We start from the raw sequence: 15,526 nt of genomic DNA, 5'->3' as shown, positions 1-15,526 counted from the left end.
TCTGTGCGCGTGCTCGTCGTCGAGGATGACGACCGGGTGGCCAGAGGCCTGCTGACCGCGCTGCGGCACGCCGGCTACGAGGTGCATCGGGTGGCCACGGCCGCCGACGCGCTGCGTGCCGCGCCCGCCGACGTGGTGTTGCTCGACCTCGGCCTGCCCGACGGGGACGGCCTGGACGTGCTGCGCGAGCTGCGGCACCGTCCGGGCACCGCCGTCATCACGGTGACCGCGCGCGGTGAGGAACGCGAACGCGTGCTCGGGCTGCGGGCGGGGGCCGACGACTACGTCGTGAAGCCGTTCGGCACGTCCGAGCTCCTCGCCAGGATCGAGGCTGTTCTCAGACGAACCCGAACCCATCGGGCAGAGCCGGAGAGCGAGGCGCCGGTCCAGGTCGGCGCGCTGGAGCTCTCCCCGACGACGAGGGCCGTCACGCTCGCCGGGGAGCCGCTGTCGCTGACCCGCAAGGAGTTCGACCTGCTCGCCCTGCTCGCGGCCCGCAAGGGTGAGGTCGTGAGCCGCGACTTCATCGTCGACCAGGTGTGGCAGGCGCACTGGGAGGCGCCGTCGCGGACGCTCGACACGCACATCGCGGCGTTGCGCGGGAAGCTCGGCGGGCACGTCAAGATCGAGACCGTGCGGGGCGTGGGGTACCGGCTCGCCACGTGACGAGTCTCCGAGAGACATCCACAGGCACGTGCGGAACAATCGCAACCGATGCTCCGCCGACTGCTCGTCATCACCGTTCCGCTGCTCGTCGCCCTGGTCGCGGCGCTGGGCATTCCCCTGGCGTCCGCGGTGGTGCAGCGCGAAACGCAGACGACGTATCTCGACCGCCTCGGTGACGCCAGCAGGTTCGCCTCGCTCGGCGAGAGCGCGCTGCAGTCGGACCGGCTGGAGGCGCTGAGCCAGGAGATCCAGCGCTACGACGCCCTCTACGACGTCCCGGTGGCCCTGGTCAGCGCGGACAAGCGGATCCTGCTGGCTTCACGGCTGGGCTTCAACCCCACCGCCGACCCCGAGGTCACGAAGGCCCTCAACACGGCGCTGAACGGCGGCATAAGGCCCGAACCCGACTACACGGGCTGGCCGTGGCGCACCGGGCCGATGGTCGTCGTCGAACCGGTCGGCCGGGACAGTGAGGTGGTGGCCGCGGTCGTCACGATCTCGCAGACAGAGGGCCTGAGGCACGAGGTGCTGCGTCAGTGGGGGCTCATGGCGCTGGCGGGCCTCGCCCCGATGCTCGCCGTGGTCGCCGCCGCCTGGCCGATGTCGAGGTGGGTGCTCAGGCCGGTCAGCAAGCTCGACGAGGCCACCGCCGCCGTCGCCCAGGGCAACCTCGACGTGCGGGCGGACGAGGTCGGCGGCCCGCCGGAGCTCCGCCGGCTCGCGAAGAGCTTCAACACCATGGTCGACGTCGTCGGCAGGGCCCTGAACAGGCAGAAGGCGTTCGTCGCCGACGCCTCCCACCAGCTGCGCAACCCGCTGGCCAGCCTCAGGCTCGCCGTGGACAACCTCGAACCGCACGTCCGGAGCGAGCACGGCAGGGAAGCGCACCAGATCGCGGTCGAGGAAGCCGAGGAGATGGGTCGCGTGCTCGACACGCTGCTCGCTGCCACGCGGCTCGACAGCGCCCGGCAGACCGAGCCCGTCGACATCGACCAGCTCCTCGCGACCCACAAACCGGCGTGGCAGGCGCTCGCGAGCCAGGCCGACGTCACGTTGAAGATCGACATGCCGGCCGGGCTCACCATGCAGGAGCCGCCGGGCGGCCTGGGCAGCGTGCTGGACGAGCTCGTCAGCAACGCCGTCCGGCTCGCCAACGCGACCGAGGTGCGGGTCACCGGCAGCCCCGGCGAGCTGCACGTCATCGACAACGGCGACGGCCTGAACGACGAGGAACGCGAACAGGCGCTGCACCGGTTCTGGCGGGCCACCAAGCACCAGAACATCGCGGGCACCGGGCTCGGCCTCGCGATCTGCGCCGAGCTCATCGAGTCGGCGGGCGGCACGCTCACCCTGCACGACGCCCACCCCGGCCTGGACGTGCGGGTGGCCCTCAGCGCTTCACGGAACGGAACCACCGCATAGCACCGTCGTGCAGCGGAACGAGGCCGGTGGCGATGCCGGTGCGCACGTTGATCCGCGACGCCTCCGGGTGCCCCTCCACGATCCGCGCCGTCTCGGTGAACACCGTGCGCGTCACGACCTCGACGACGTCCGCGCTCAGCGACTCGCGCGCCAGCAGCAGGTTCGGCACCGCGAACGTCGGGTTCGCCACCACGCCCTCGTAGGTGGTGCTGGGGATCGTCGCCGGGATGTACGGCCCCTTGTAGGCGTCCGCGAACTTGATGGCCTCCGCGGCGATGTCGATCAGCCGCACCTTGCCCTTGAGGTCGGTGATCGCGGGCGTCGGTATGCCGGTCAGCGCGAGCATCGCGTCCAGCGATCCGTCCGCGACCCGCCGTGACGCCTCCGAGTGCGCCATGCGTTCGGCCGTTGTGGACACGTTGAACGTCTTCAGCATCCGCACGGAGGTGAACTCCGTGCCGGAACCGGTGGGGCCCAACGAGATCCGCTTGCCCGCCAGGTCGGAGAACGTCCGGATCGGCGACGAGATCGGCACCGCGATCTGCATGAAGCTGTCGTAGAGCCGCCCGACCGCGCGGACGCTCTGCGGGTCGTCGATCGGATCCAAAGAGGACAGTGCGAGCTGCGCCTCGCCGGAGCGCAGCAGCTGGAGGTTCTCCACCGACGCCGCGGTCGGGATCGCGGTCACCTTCGTGCCCGGCAGCTGCTCGGCCAGCGCGGCCGCCAGCGCCCCTCCGACCTCGCGGAAGACCGCCCCCTCCGGCCCCGTCGCGAGCACCAGTTCAGCGGGTGCGTCGACCCTGCGCGGGGTACACCCGGCGAGGGCCAGTCCGGCCCCTAGCAGAAGTGTGCGACGGTTGAGCGACACCGACGAAGCCTAGCTGTTACGTCAGGGCTGTCTGAAGTTTCCTGACGTCCGCTTGTCGCGTCCTGTGGCGCGGCCCACCCTCACACCCAACACGAAGTTCGAGGAGGAACCGTGGCGACCACGACCACAGGCCGCAAACCGATCTACAAGCACCTGTACTTCTGGGTGCTGGTCTCCATCGTGCTGGGCGCAGCAGTGGGCTTCCTGTTCCCGAAACAGGCGGCCGAGATGAAGTGGCTCGCCGATCTGTTCGTCAACCTCGTCAAGGTCGTCATCGCGCCGACCATCTTCGCGACGATCATCGTCGGCATCGCGGGCCTCGGAAACCTCGCCAAGGCGGGCGGGCTCGCACTGCGGACGATCCTCTACTTCACCGCGATGACCACGGTGGCGCTCGCCATCGGCCTCATCGTCGTGAACGTCGTGGCGCCGGGTCACCACGGCGGTGAGATCGAGCTCAACGCCAAGGCGGCCGACGCCACGCTGAAGTCGGCGGCGAGCGCGGAGACCGGTGTCACCGGCTTCATCCTGAGCCTGATCCCGAAGTCGTTCGTCAGCGCGTTCACGGACGGTCAGCTGATCCAGGTCCTCGTCATCGCGATCCTCGTGGCCGTCGCCGTGGCGGGCATGGGTGAACGCGGCGCCAGGGTCGTCTCCGCGATGGAGACCCTGTCCAAGGTCATGTTCGGCATCATCAAGATCGTCATGTACGCGGCGCCGATCGGTGCGTTCGGTGGCATCGCCTACACGGTCGGCAAGTTCGGTGGTGGCATCCTCAGCAAGCTGCTGTGGCTGATGGGTTCCTTCTACGCCACGTGCTTGCTGTTCATCGTCGTCGTGCTCGGCATCGTGGCGCGGATCGCGGGCTTCAGCCTGCTGAAGTTCCTGCGCTACATCAAGGACGAGATCCTGATCGTCCTCGGCACGTCGTCCAGCGAGTCCGTCCTGCCGCGCATGATGGTCAAGCTGGAGGCGGCGGGCGCGCAGAAGTCGGTCGTCGGCCTCACCATCCCGACCGGGTACTCGTTCAACCTCGACGGCACGTGCATCTACCTGACCATGGGCGCGATCTTCATCGCCCAGGCCACTGGTCACGACGTGTCGATCGGTGTCCAGATCGGCCTGCTGCTGTTCATGCTGATCGCGTCGAAGGGCGCGGCGGGCGTCACCGGCGCCGGCCTGGTCACCCTGGCCGCCTCGCTGCAGGCCTTCGAGGCCCACTCGGCCATCCCCGCGGTCGGCATCGCGCTGATCGTCGGCATCGACCGCTTCATGTCCGAGGCCCGCGCCATCACCAACGTGATCGGCAACGGTGTCGGGTCGCTCGTGGTCGCCGCCTGGCAGAAGGGTCTCGACAAGGAGCGCCTGAACGAGGTGCTGAACAACCCGGACCTCGTCGACGTCGACGACCTGCTCGAGAAGCAGCACGCCGAGTCGGACAAGGTGGCGGCTGCTCACTGAGACGTCCGTGGCCGGAGGCGTCTCTTCCCGCCTCCGGCCACGCGACCAGACCTCCATGTATGCCGAGGTCCCGTTCTCCCGCATGCGGCGCGGGTGAACGGGACCTTGGTCGTCTAAAGGGTCTTTTGCGCCTGAACGAACGGCGGTGAGCGTCCGCTAACTGAGATGGCAGAGCGCGGAGCAGCGAAAACGTGGGGTTACCCACTGGATCTACTGTCAAACCGTGATTGTCGCGCAGCTCTCATCAGGCTGGTTGATGTTGAACGGTCGGTTACGCTAACTCGGCTGTAACGAACGCCGACGTTGGCCGCAATGTCGCTCCGCTGCGGGGAATCGTTACACATCCATGACCTAGATCACCCATTGGCGGGTGTCCCTGGGTTTCGCGGCTGTTAAAGTCGCGTCAACACGCGGGCCATCGTCGTCCCGTGCTCCCACCTGTTGGTACGAGGTCTGAGCACGAGGACTTTGTTCTTTAGCGAGGACGACGAAGGAGGTCTGCGCAGTGATCTTCTCCGCCATCCCCGGCCCCCAGGGTCTCTACGACCCCGCTGATGAGCGCGACGCCTGCGGTGTCGCCATGGTGGCCGACATCCAGGGCAGGCGTTCCCACGGCATCGTGAGCGATGCCCTGACGGCGCTGGCGAACCTGGAGCACCGGGGTGCCGCCGGTGCCGAGCCCACGTCGGGTGACGGTGCCGGCATCCTCCTGCAGCTGCCCGACGAGTTCCTCCGCGCGGTCGTCGGTTTCGACCTGCCGGAACGCGGGCAGTACGCGGCAGGAATCGCTTTCCTTCCGTTTGAAGCCGAAGAACGTGCTGCCGCGATGGAGCAGATCGAGCGCATCGCGGAAGAGGAGAACCTCGTCGTTCTCGGCTGGCGCGACGTGCCGGTCGACCCGGAGAAGGCGGATGTCGGCCCGACGGCGCTGTCGGTGGCGCCGCACTTCGCGCAGTTGTTCGTGAAGGGCACGCGCGACGAGTCCGGCATCGCGCTGGACCGCCTGGCGTTCTGCCTGCGCAAGCGGGTCGAGCACGAGGGCAGCGTGTACTTCCCGTCGCTGTCCGCGCGCACGATCGTCTACAAGGGAATGCTGACGACCGAGCAGCTGCCGGCGTTCTTCCCCGACCTGCACGACGAGCGCCTCTACACGGCGATCGCGTTGGTGCACAGCCGTTTCTCCACGAACACCTTCCCCTCGTGGCCGCTGGCGCACCCGTTCCGGTTCGTCGCGCACAACGGTGAGATCAACACCGTCCGCGGCAACCGCAACCGCATGCGCGCCCGCGAAGCGTTGCTGGAGAGCGACCTCATCCCCGGCGACCTCGCGCGGCTGTTCCCGATCTGCGACCCCGAGGGGTCGGACTCGGCGTCGTTCGACGAGGTGCTGGAGCTGCTGCACCTCGGCGGCCGAAGCCTGCCGCACGCGGTGCTGATGATGATCCCGGAGGCGTGGGAGAACCACGCCACGATGGACCCGAAGCGCCGTGCGTTCTACCAGTTCCACGCCTCCCTGATGGAGCCGTGGGACGGCCCGGCCTGTGTCACGTTCACCGACGGCGAGATCGTCGGCGCCGTGCTCGACCGCAACGGGCTGCGCCCCGCGCGCTGGTGGCAGACCGCGGACGGCCGCGTGGTGCTGGCGTCCGAGACCGGCGTGCTCGACGTGCCGTCCGACCAGGTGGTCGCGAAGGGCCGCCTGCAGCCGGGCCGCATGTTCCTGGTGGACACCACCGAGGGCCGGATCATCGACGACGACGAGCTCAAGTCGAACCTGGCCTCGGAGCAGCCCTACGACGAGTGGCTGCACGCCGGTCTGCTCGACCTCGCCGACCTGCAGGACCGCGAGCACGTGTTGCAGAGCCACGAGTCCGTCGTGCGCCGCCAGCTCACCTTCGGCTACACCGAGGAGGAGCTGCGGATCCTGCTCACGCCCATGTCGGTCTCGGGCATGGAACCGCTCGCGTCCATGGGCACGGACACCCCGGTCGCCGCGCTGTCGCAGCGTTCCCGGTTGCTCTACGACTACTTCGTGCAGAACTTCGCGCAGGTCACCAACCCGCCGCTGGACGCGATCCGCGAAGAGATCGTCACGTCCGTCAAGCGCGTGATGGGTCCTGAGCAGAACCTGCTCGACCCCGGCCCGGTGTCGTGCCGCCACGTGACGCTCGACTACCCGGTCATCGACAACGACGAGCTCGCGAAGCTCATCCACATCAACGACGACGGCGACCTGCCCGGCTTCGCCTGCACCGTCCTTTCTGGACTGTACGAGGTGGACGGTGGCGGCGACGCGCTCGCGGCGGCCATCGAGCGCGTGCGTCGCGAGGCGTCGGAGGCCATCGCGAACGGCGCTCGCACGCTGGTGCTGAGTGACCGCGACTCCGACCACCGGATGGCGCCGATCCCGTCGCTGCTGCTCGTTTCCGCGGTGCACCACCACCTGGTGCGCACCAAGGAACGGCTGCGCGTCGCGCTCGTCGTCGAGTCCGGCGACTGCCGCGAGGTCCACCACGTCGCCGCGCTGCTGAGCTACGGCGCCGCCGCGGTGAACCCGTACCTCGCGTTCGAGACGATCGAGGACCTGATCAGCCAGGGCGCCATCACCGGCGTCCCGGCGCACAAGGCGGTCCGCAACTACGTCAAGGCGCTCGTGAAGGGCGTCCTGAAGATCATGTCGAAGATGGGCATCTCGACCGTCGGCGCCTACACCGCGGCGCAGATCTTCGAGGCGGTCGGCCTGTCGAACGACCTGCTCGACGAGTACTTCACCGGCACGCAGTCCAAGCTCGGTGGAGCCGGCCTCGACGTGCTGGCCGAGGAAGTCGCGCTGCGCCACCGCCGCGCGCACCCGGACAACCCGACGGCGCGTGAACACCGCCGGCTCGAGGTCGGTGGCGAGTACCAGTACCGCCGCGAGGGCGAGCTGCACCTGTTCACGCCGGAGACGGTGTTCCTGTTGCAGCACGCCACGAAGACGCGCAAGGAGGACGTCTTCCGCCAGTACACGGCGGAGGTCGAGCGCATCTCGCGGCAGGGCGGCACGTTGCGCGGACTGTTCAAGTTCCGCACCGAGGGCCGCACGCCGATCCCGATCGACGAGGTCGAGCCGGTCAGCTCGATCGTCAAGCGCTTCAACACCGGCGCCATGTCGTACGGCTCGATCTCGGCCGAGGCGCACGAGACCCTCGCCATCGCGATGAACCGCCTCGGCGGTCGTTCGAACAGCGGTGAGGGCGGCGAGGACCGCGAGCGCCTGTACGACCCGGAGCGCCGTTCGGCGGTCAAGCAGGTCGCGAGTGGACGGTTCGGCGTCACGAGCGAGTACCTGGTGAACTCCACGGACATCCAGATCAAGATGGCGCAGGGCGCGAAGCCCGGCGAGGGCGGCCAGCTGCCCGGCTTCAAGGTCTACCCGTGGATCGCGCGCACCCGGCACTCGACGCCCGGCGTCGGTCTCATCTCGCCGCCGCCGCACCACGACATCTACTCGATCGAGGACCTGGCGCAGCTCATCCACGATCTGAAGAACGCGAACGAGCAGGCGCGGGTTCACGTGAAGCTCGTCTCGTCGATCGGTGTCGGCACCGTCGCCGCGGGTGTCGCCAAGGCCCACGCGGACGTCGTGCTGATCTCCGGCTACGACGGCGGCACCGGTGCCTCGCCGATGAACTCGCTCAAGCACGCGGGAACGCCGTGGGAGATCGGCCTCGCCGAGACCCAGCAGACGTTGCTGCTCAACGGTTTGCGCGACCGCATCACCGTCCAGGTCGACGGCGCGATGCGCACCGGCCGTGACGTCGTCGTCGCGGCGCTGCTGGGCGCGGAGGAGTTCGGCTTCGCCACGGCACCGCTGATCGTCGCGGGCTGCGTGATGATGCGCGTCTGCCACCTCGACACGTGTCCCGTCGGCGTCGCCACGCAGAACCCCGACCTGCGCGCCCGCTACACCGGCCAGGCCGACCACGTCGTGAACTTCTTCGAGTTCGTGGCGCAGGAAGCCAGGGAACTGCTGGCGGAGCTCGGTTTCCGCACGATCGACGAGGCCGTCGGTCACGCCGAGCTGCTCGACAAGGACGAGGCGATCGAGCACTGGAAGACCGAGGGCCTGAACCTCACCCCGGTCTTCGAGGTGCCGGAAACCCCGTACCCGACGGCGAAGCGCAAGATCCGCGACCAGGACCACGGCCTGGACAAGGCCCTGGACCGCACGCTGATCCAGCTCGCGGAGGCGGCGCTGGAGGACGCGCACCAGGTCAACCTGGAGCTGCCGGTCCGCAACGTCAACCGCACGGTCGGCACGCTGCTCGGCGCCGAGGTCACCCGTCGCTACGGCGGCGAAGGCCTGGAGGACGACACGATCCGGGTGAAGCTCACCGGGTCCGCCGGCCAGTCGCTCGGCGCGTTCCTGCCGCGCGGCATCACGCTGGAGATGGTCGGCGACGCGAACGACTACGTCGGCAAGGGCCTGTCCGGCGGGCGGATCATCGTGCGGCCGCACGACGACGCGCCGTTCCGCGCCGAGGACCAGGTGATCGCGGGCAACGTGATCGGCTACGGCGCGACGTCCGGTGAGGTCTTCCTTCGCGGCCGTGTCGGTGAGCGGTTCTGCGTCCGCAACTCCGGTGCGCTGCTCGTGGCGGAGGGCGTGGGCGACCACGCGTTCGAATACATGACCGGTGGCCGGGCAGTGGTGCTCGGGCCGACCGGGCGCAACGTCGCGGCCGGCATGTCCGGTGGTATCGCGTACGTGCTCGACCTGGACCCGTTGTCGGTGAACCAGGAGATGGTGCAACTGCAGCGCCTCAGCGCCGAGGACCTGCGTTGGCTCAAGGACGCCGTCACCAAGCACCACGAGCACACGGGTTCCGCCGTGGCTGCTTCGCTGCTCGGTGACTGGACTCGGCGAGCCGGTGCGTTCACGAAGGTCATGCCCGGCGACTACCAGCGCGTTCTCGAGGCCATGCGTCTCGCTCGCGCCGAGGGCCGGGACGTTGACGCGGCTGTCATGGAGGCGTCTCGTGGCTGATCCACAGGGTTTCATGAAGTACACCCGGTCCGACGCGCCGAAGCGTCCGAAGCCGGAACGCTTGCAGGACTGGAACGAGGTCTACCTCGCCGAGGCTCCTGAAGAGCGCAACGCCGCCGTGCGCACGCAGGCGACGCGGTGCATGGACTGCGGCATTCCCTTCTGCCACAGCGGAACCGCGGGTTGTCCGCTCGGGAACCTGATCCCGGAGTGGAACGACCTGGTGCGCCGCGGCGACTGGGAGCTCGCCTCGGACCGCCTGCACGCCACCAACAACTTCCCGGAGTTCACGGGCCGGTTGTGCCCGGCGCCGTGCGAAGCGGCGTGCGTGCTGGCGATCTCGCACGACGCGGGCGGTGCGGTCGCGATCAAGCGGGTCGAGGAGACCATCGCGGACATGTCGTGGGAGAACGGCTACGTCCAGCCGTCCCAGGCGACCGTGTCCTCCGGCAAGCGCGTCGCCGTCGTCGGTTCCGGTCCGGCCGGTCTCGCCGCCGCGCAGCAGCTGACCCGTGCCGGTCACGAAGTCGTCGTCTACGAACGGGACGACCGTCTTGGCGGGTTGCTGCGGTACGGCATCCCCGAGTTCAAGATGGAGAAGAAGGTCCTCGACCGCCGGCTGGCTCAGCTCCGCAAGGAGGGCACCAAGTTCGTCACCGGCTGCGAGGTCGGCGTCGACGTCACGGTCGAGCAGCTGCGGGCCGAGTTCGACGCGGTCGTGCTCGCGGTCGGTGCGTTGCGCGGCCGCGACGACAAGACGACTCCTGGGCGCGAGCTCAAGGGTGTGCACCTCGCGATGGACCACCTGGTCCCCGCGAACCGCGCCTGCGAGGGCGACGGCCCGTCGGCGATCTCGGCCGAGGGCAAGCACGTCATCGTCATCGGCGGTGGCGACACGGGCGCCGACTGCTACGGCACCGCGACCCGCCAGGGCGCGCTGTCCGTGACGCAGCTCGACCAGTACCCGCTGCCGCCCAGCGTCCGCGACGACGACCGCTCGCCCTGGCCGGTGTGGCCGCACATCCTGCGCACCTACCCGGCCCACGAGGAGGCGGGAGAACGCCGCTTCGCCGTGGCCGTGCGCCGCTTCGTCGGCGACGAGGACGGCCACGTGCGGTTCATCGAGCTGCAGCAGGTGCGCGTCGAGAAGGACTCGTCCGGCCGCCGCTCGGTGATCCCGGTGACCGACGAGGTCGAGATGCTGCCCGCGGACATGGTGCTGCTGGCGATCGGCTTCGAGGGCGTGGAGCACATGCGCCTGCTCGACGACCTGGGCATCTCGCTGTCGGCGCGCGGCACGATCTCCTGCGGCTCCGACTGGCAGACCTCGGCACCCGGTGTGTTCGTCTGCGGCGACGCCCACCGTGGCGCGTCCCTGGTCGTGTGGGCGATCGCGGAGGGCCGGTCCGTGGCCAACGCCGTGGACAAGTTCCTCACAGGCTCGTCGAACCTGCCTTCGCCGGTGATCCCGAACCAGCTTCCGCTCGCTGTGGTCTGACAACGGAGTCCGACCCGCGGGGAGCAGCATGAACGCCTCGGCCGACAACGACGTCGGCCGGGGCGTTCGCCTTTCGGTAGCGTGATCGGCGTGGAGAGCGCCTCGGAGTGGCCGTACCAGCCTGTCGGCGAGGAGTTTCCGAGCGAGAGATGGGAGCGGCTCACCGGTTACGCGCAGGGGTGGTACGTCACGGGCCCGCTGGCGGAGGCCGGTTTCGGGTACCTGGCCGAGATCATCGACAGCGTGCTGGCGAGCGGAGTTTCGGATCAGCTGCTCGTGATCAGTTCCATGCACGACCTCACGGTCGTGCCGGCGCACGCGAAAGCCGGTGAGCGCGAGTCGATTTTCGTCGTCTCTCCGGCGAACTACCCGACCCTGCGCGGCCACATGGGGCTCGCCTTCTGGAGCGAGTACCGCCGGTGGGAATACCGGCAGTACAAGGTCGAGGACGCCGTCGACGTGTTCTGGGAGATGGTCGAGGAGAAGTTCGGCATCCTGCCGACCAACGGGTGAGCGGCGGGCGGGCTTCCGGGCCGCTCGCCTTTCTCGTGCGAACATTGCTGGATGGCGCGCGTCTACGTCTCGTCAACGTTCGCGGACTTGCCCGACCACCGCGAGGCCGTCCGCCGTGCCATCCGCCGCCTCGGCCACGAAGACATCGCCATGGAGTACTACGTGGCGGAAGACGTCCGGCCGGTCGAGAAGTGCCTGACAGACGTGCGTTCTGCCGATCTGTACATCGTGATCATGGCTTGGCGCTACGGCTTCATTCCGCCCGGCGATGAAAAGTCCATCACAGAACAGGAATACCGCGCCGCCCTCGACGCCGGCGTGCCCTGCCTCGCCTTCGTCCTCTCCGACGACGAGGCCTGGCCGCCCAAGCTGATGGAACGCTCACCCAAGGTCGACGAGTTCCGCGAGGAGCTGCTCAATGCACGCATCGCGGGCTTGTTCACGTCGAAGGACGACCTCGCCCGTCAGGTCGGTGAGGGCATCCAGAAGTGGGAAAGGTCCGACGCCGCGGTCTCGGCCACTACCGACTGGGGCGAGTACAGGCAGGCCGTGGTCGAGAGGTACCGGTGGGTCCGCCTCTCGGTGATCGCCGGGGCTCAGCACGACCGGCTGGCTCGTGTGCCGCTGCTGGAGGTCTTCGTCCCGCAACAACTCCGCTCCGGGCGTCCGAACTACGACCTGCCGGACGACGAGGGCGTGGGCGGTCCGGCGCTCGCCGAGGACAGCATCGCGGTGCTCGGTCGTGAGCCGAAGCAGGTGATCCTCGGAGGGCCGGGCAGCGGCAAGAGCACGCTGTTCCAAGCAGCACTGCTGGCGATGTCCGACATCGCGGGTGACGGGCGGTGGGTCCCGTCGTCGATGCGAAACCTGCCGCTGGTGTTGCTGATCGAACTGCGCGAGTACGTCCTGGTGCGCAGCCCGGACTTCCTGAGCTACCTCGGAGCGAGCATCTGGGAGAGGTTCAACATCCGGGTCGGCCAGGCACAACTCGCCGATGCACTGGACTGCGGCGCGGTGGTGTTCTTCGACGGCCTCGACGAGATCTTCGACCCCGCCGCACGCAGCAGGGTGATCGACCAGTTCTGCGCGTTCACCAGCAGGTTCCCCAACGCGAGGGTTGTCGTCTCGTCGCGGATCGTCGGCTATGACGAGAGCGAGCTCGGGCTCTCCGGATTCCAGCACTACACGCTGCTCGACTTCGGGCTGAAGGAGATCCGCGAGTTCGTACCGAGGTGGTATCGGCATTACAGCCTGGAAAGCGATCAGCGCGATGCCGCCGGCCTGGTTCGTCGGATCGAGGACAATCCCAGGCTGCAGGAGCTCGCAGGAAACCCGTTGCTGCTCACCATGATGGCGGTGATCTACAAGCATCAGGACCTTCCGGAGAAGCGCTGGCAGCTGTATGAACGGTGCACCGGTGTGCTGCTGGAGGACTGGGACGTCAAACGGAAGAAGATCGACACCAAGGAGTTGCTGCCGCTGGACTTCCGCGTCGGCGGAGAACAGAAGGCGGAGATCCTGCAGAACATCGCAATGACGATGTTGTCATCTTCGTGCGGTGCAGGGTACGAGCTGAATGCGATCGCCTACGGGCCTCTGAGGGACATCATCGGCGCGTATCTGGAGCGGCAGTACGCGAAGTCGCCGGGTGAGGCGCAGGCGATCGCCCGCGAGATCCTGAACCACCTGCGGGAACGAACGTTCATCCTGGCCGAGACCGGCGACGGGATTTTCGGCTTCGTGCACCGAACCTTCATGGAGTACTTCGCGGCGAGGCACGTGCTGGCCGAGTTCAACCGTAGGAAGGCGGACTACCGCTGGCTCAAGCAGGAGGTGTATGCGGCGCACTGGGACGAGGACCAGTGGCGTGAACCACTGCTCCTGCTCTCCGCGATGCTGGCCGGTCAGGGTTCTCCGATCAGGGAGGTCGTGCAGCACCTCGTCAGCGGCTTCCACCTGCTCGTCACGGCGTTCGCCGTTCGCTGCCTCGGAGAAGCGGGCTCGGTGCCACCGGAGGACCAGGAGTGGGCGACGGAGACCGCACGTCTGCTGGTCGGGTTGTTGGACCACATCCCGCCCAGATCCGACCACCGCGCCGCCCACGCCGCGGAAGTGGTGTCCGTACTCGGGTCCATTGCGGGACTCGTGACCTTCTCGGCGAACACCCTGAGGAAGATCGAGGCCTATCGAAACGCGCAGGTTCTCGGTGACCGGATCATCGGTTTTCAGCTCGAGCTCGCGGTCTCCTCCGCTGCGGACCGTCTGCAGGCGGCGGTGGTCGGCCTCAGCGACGACGATGAAGCCGTTCGGAGAGCGGCAATCGCCTCGCTGGAGAAGGAATCCGGCAACGAGACCGTTTTCAGGGCATTCGTGGAGGCACTCCGGGTGGAGCGGATCAGACGTGTCCGCGAGCCGCTCATCACAGCACTCGACCGCGAGTGGCCTCGGCGAGCGGAAGTGCTGGAGGCCATTGCGAACCGAATCCCCAACGAGACCTCCTACACGCACACGATCTGGCTGGCGCACCACCTCTCGGTCGCCTGGGCGGGAGACATCTTCGCGCGCGAGCTCGTTCTGCGTCTGGCGAGGCTTGAACATCCAGGCGCCGGAGACGGTGTGGTCGAAGCTGTCGTGCTGGCGCTGCTGAGAGGGTGGCGGAGCTCTCCCGACCTGCGGGACTTCTTGTGGGAAAAGCTTGGAAAACGAAGGTACAGAGGTGCGCACACGGCGGTGATCCGGGTGTGTGCCGTGGTGGATCTCGGCCTCCTGCGCGCCTGGTTCTGGGGCCGTCTGGTGAGTTCGGACGTTCTCCGGCAAATCGTCGTGTCCAGCGGACGTGGCGAGGATGCCGAAAAGTTCATCCTGGACTTCGCCAGGGAACATCCGCACGGTGATGTGAGACGCGAGGCCCGTCGTGTGCACGAGCTCTACTACTGAGATCGCTGTCTGTGTGATCTGACGTTCGGCTGCTACCGGATGGTCATTCCAGTCCGTGAAACACGCACACTCTTTCGGGTGAATCTGGGGTGTGAGGCGGTGATCTATGTCTTCTGTTAACCATCGCGTCATCCGCTCGGGTAAAACTGGAGGAGGTAGATCAACTCGGACGGGGGTGAGCCATGCGCAGCGTTCTGCTCGCGGTCGTGGTCGCCCTGTGCGCCGTGCTGATGCCCGCGGTCACGCCCGTGGCGATCGGTGCGCCGCCGCCGAAGTCCAAGACGTCGGTTCCCAAGGAGGAAGCGCCCCGCGAGGAGCGTGAGACCAACAGGTTGCGCGTGCCGGCCGCCGTCGAGCGGACCGCGCCGACGACACGCAGGCCGGTCGAGGCCGTGGCTGTCGCGCCGCGTGCCGACGTCGCCTTCGTCCCGGTTTCCGAGGCCGAACCGATAGCCGTGTGGCGCACACCTCCTGCACTGCAGGTGTTCCGGAACTGATCGGTGCCCGCCTTCTCCGATCAAAACGAACACTTTTCCCAATAGCAGTGAGGGATTCCCATGGACTTCCATCGCTTTGTTCAGCATGCCCGCGAACACGCCGGGTCGCGGTCGCGGGCCGTCGGCAAGAAGCTCGCCGCGGGGCAGCAGCCCACGACGATGTTCATCACGTGCGCTGATTCGCGGATCGTCACCGCGGCGATCACCGGGGCCGAGCCCGGCTCGTTGTTCGAGCTGCGGACGGCGGGCAACGTCATTCCGCCCTACACGTTGACGGTGCCGTCGAGTGAGATGGCCACGATCGAGTTCGCGGTGTTGCAGCTCGGGGTCAGCGAGATCGTGGTGTGCGGCCACTCCCACTGCGGTGCGGTCGGCGCGCTGCACGGTGGTGGCATCGACCACCTGCCCGCGATGCGCGGCTGGTTGCGGCCCAGGGCACCGCGCGAGGTCAGCGATCCGGCGATGCGCTCGGAAGGGCAGGCGCACGTGCGGGCGCAACTGGACGTGTTGCTGGCTTACCCGTTCGTGGCCGAGAAGGTCGCGGCCGGGGCGTTGCGGGTGCACGGCTGGTTCTACGACATCGAGACAGGCGAGGTTTCCGCCTGTGCCGAGCACGCTTTCCTGCCGCTGTAGGG

10 protein-coding genes are annotated in these 15,526 nt (G+C 68.0%); 9 read left to right on the top strand and 1 reads right to left on the bottom strand.

The annotated features are described in order from the left end of the window. Positions 1-3 precede the first annotated feature (3 nt). Together AOM45_RS31740 and AOM45_RS31735 are read left to right on the top strand one after the other, a co-directional pair. Complete coding sequence (locus tag AOM45_RS31740; protein ID WP_030471205.1) at positions 4-666, top strand: response regulator transcription factor; 663 nt, start codon at positions 4-6, stop codon at positions 664-666. A 48-nt stretch (positions 667-714) separates the two neighbouring features. Further along, on the top strand, positions 715-2,088 hold the full coding sequence (locus AOM45_RS31735) for a sensor histidine kinase (protein WP_030471204.1): 1,374 nt from the start codon (positions 715-717) through the stop codon (positions 2,086-2,088). Here AOM45_RS31735 and AOM45_RS31730 read toward each other — a convergent pair. Further along, positions 2,057-2,956, bottom strand: a complete 900-nt coding sequence (locus tag AOM45_RS31730; RefSeq protein WP_030471203.1) for a TAXI family TRAP transporter solute-binding subunit — start codon at positions 2,954-2,956, stop codon at positions 2,057-2,059. The two genes, AOM45_RS31735 and AOM45_RS31730, sit on opposite strands and share 32 nt — an antisense overlap. A gap of 111 nt (positions 2,957-3,067) precedes the next feature. Here AOM45_RS31730 and dctA point away from each other — a divergent pair, with 111 nt between their 5' ends. The 7 genes from dctA (at position 3,068) to AOM45_RS31695 (ending at position 15,524) form a co-directional block, all read left to right on the top strand. Beyond that, positions 3,068-4,417 (top strand): C4-dicarboxylate transporter DctA, encoded by a 1,350-nt coding sequence (dctA, locus tag AOM45_RS31725; RefSeq protein WP_030471202.1) that lies wholly within the window; start codon positions 3,068-3,070, stop codon positions 4,415-4,417. A 505-nt stretch (positions 4,418-4,922) separates the two neighbouring features. Continuing rightward, positions 4,923-9,446, top strand: a complete 4,524-nt coding sequence (gltB, locus tag AOM45_RS31720; RefSeq protein ID WP_030471201.1) for a glutamate synthase large subunit — start codon at positions 4,923-4,925, stop codon at positions 9,444-9,446. Further along, a complete protein-coding gene (locus AOM45_RS31715; protein ID WP_030471200.1) occupies positions 9,439-10,944 on the top strand; it encodes a glutamate synthase subunit beta in 1,506 nt (501 codons plus the stop codon). Before gltB ends, AOM45_RS31715 begins: the two co-directional genes overlap by 8 nt. Positions 10,945-11,034: 90 nt before the next feature. After that, complete coding sequence (locus AOM45_RS31710) at positions 11,035-11,457, top strand: hypothetical protein (RefSeq protein WP_156094190.1); 423 nt, start codon at positions 11,035-11,037, stop codon at positions 11,455-11,457. Between the two features lie 51 nt (positions 11,458-11,508). Then, the gene (locus AOM45_RS31705; RefSeq protein WP_030471198.1) at positions 11,509-14,394 is read left to right on the top strand and encodes a DUF4062 domain-containing protein; all 2,886 of its coding nucleotides are present in this window, start codon (positions 11,509-11,511) and stop codon (positions 14,392-14,394) included. 182 nt (positions 14,395-14,576) lie between these two features. Beyond that, complete coding sequence (locus AOM45_RS31700) at positions 14,577-14,891, top strand: hypothetical protein (protein WP_030471197.1); 315 nt, start codon at positions 14,577-14,579, stop codon at positions 14,889-14,891. Positions 14,892-14,951: 60 nt separating this feature from the next. Then, entirely contained in the window at positions 14,952-15,524 is a 573-nt protein-coding gene (locus AOM45_RS31695; RefSeq protein ID WP_030471196.1) for a carbonic anhydrase, read from the top strand. The last annotated feature ends 2 nt before the right edge of the window (positions 15,525-15,526 follow it).

Source organism: Lentzea aerocolonigenes (genome assembly GCF_000974445.1).
GTDB classification, from domain to species: domain Bacteria; phylum Actinomycetota; class Actinomycetes; order Mycobacteriales; family Pseudonocardiaceae; genus Lentzea; species Lentzea aerocolonigenes.
This window is presented reverse-complemented; position numbering and strand designations above follow the sequence as displayed.